This is a genomic window from Streptomyces sp. OZ13 (assembly GCF_052068155.1).
Lineage (GTDB): Bacteria > Actinomycetota > Actinomycetes > Streptomycetales > Streptomycetaceae > Streptomyces.
Genome location: NZ_JBQHCZ010000047.1, coordinates 1 through 1,490, shown reverse-complemented (window position 1 = coordinate 1,490; position 1,490 = coordinate 1). Strand labels below are relative to the sequence as shown.

Genomic DNA, 1,490 nt, shown 5'->3' with positions numbered 1-1,490 from the left:
TTGCGGGACGGCAGGTCGGCGTGCTTGGTGCGGAGCATGGCGAGGGACCGGATGAGGATCTCGCGGGTCTCCGCGGGGTCGATGACGTCGTCGACCAGGCCGCGTTCGGCCGCGTAATAGGGGTGCATCAGCTCGGCCTTGTACTCCTTGACCATGCGCGCCCGCGTCGCCTCGGGGTCCTCGGCATCGGCGATCTGCCGGCGGAAGATCACGTTCGCCGCGCCCTCCGCGCCCATCACCGCGATCTCGTTGGTGGGCCAGGCGTAGGTGAGGTCGGCGCCGATGGACTGGGAGTCCATGACGATGTACGCACCCCCGTAGGCCTTCCTGAGGATCAGGGAGATGCGGGGGACGGTCGCGTTGCAGTACGCGTACAGGAGTTTCGCGCCGTGGCGGATGATGCCGCCGTGCTCCTGGTCCACACCCGGCAGGAAGCCGGGCACGTCCAGCAGCGTGACGATGGGAATGTTGAACGCGTCGCACATCTGCACGAAGCGGGCGGCCTTCTCGGATGCCTCGATGTCCAGCACCCCGGCCAGCGACTGCGGCTGGTTCGCGACGATGCCCACCACCTGCCCGTCCAGCCGGGCCAGCGCGCAGATGATGTTGCGGGCCCACCGCTCGTGGACCTCCAGGAAGTCGCCGTCGTCGACGAGTTCCTCGATCACCTGGTGCATGTCGTAGGGGCGGTTGCCGTCCGCCGGCACCAGGTCCAGCAGGACCTCGCAGCGGCGGTCGGCCGGGTCACCGGCGGCGGCGGCGGGCGGGTTCTCCCGGTTGTTCGACGGCAGCATCGACAGCAGGTAACGGACCTCCGCGATGCACGTCTCCTCGTCGTCGTAGGCGAAGTGCGCCACACCCGACGTCTCGGCGTGCACGTCCGCGCCGCCCAGACCGTTCTGGGTGATCTCCTCACCCGTGACCGCCTTCACCACGTCCGGCCCGGTGATGAACATCTGCGACGTCTCACGCACCATGAACACGAAATCGGTCAGCGCGGGACTGTAGGCCGCGCCACCCGCACACGGGCCCAGCATCACCGAGATCTGCGGAATCACCCCCGACGCACGGGTGTTGCGCTGGAAGATCCCGCCATACCCCGCAAGGGCCGACACACCCTCCTGGATCCGGGCCCCCGCACCGTCGTTCAACGACACCAGCGGCGCACCCGCCGCGATCGCCATGTCCATGATCTTGTGGATCTTCGTGGCATGCGCCTCACCCAGCGCCCCGCCGAAGATCCGGAAATCATGCGCGTACACGAACACCGTGCGGCCCTCGACCGTGCCCCAACCGGTGATCACACCATCGGTGTACGGCTTCTTCGCCTCCAGCCCGAAACCCGACGCACGATGACGCCGCAACTGCTCCACCTCACGGAACGAGCCCTCGTCCAACAGCAGAGCAATCCGCTCACGGGCCGTCAGCTTGCCCTTCGCATGCTGCGCCTCGGTCGCCTTCTCACTCGGCCCCCCAAGCGCCTGCTCACG

The 1,490-nt window shown here is 67.9% G+C and carries 1 protein-coding gene; it reads right to left on the bottom strand.

Features of this window, described 5'->3' with window-relative positions:
- The coding region (locus ACTMTU_RS36010) for an acyl-CoA carboxylase subunit beta (protein ID WP_441267639.1) at window positions 1-1,490 on the bottom strand (1,490 nt) is incomplete at both ends.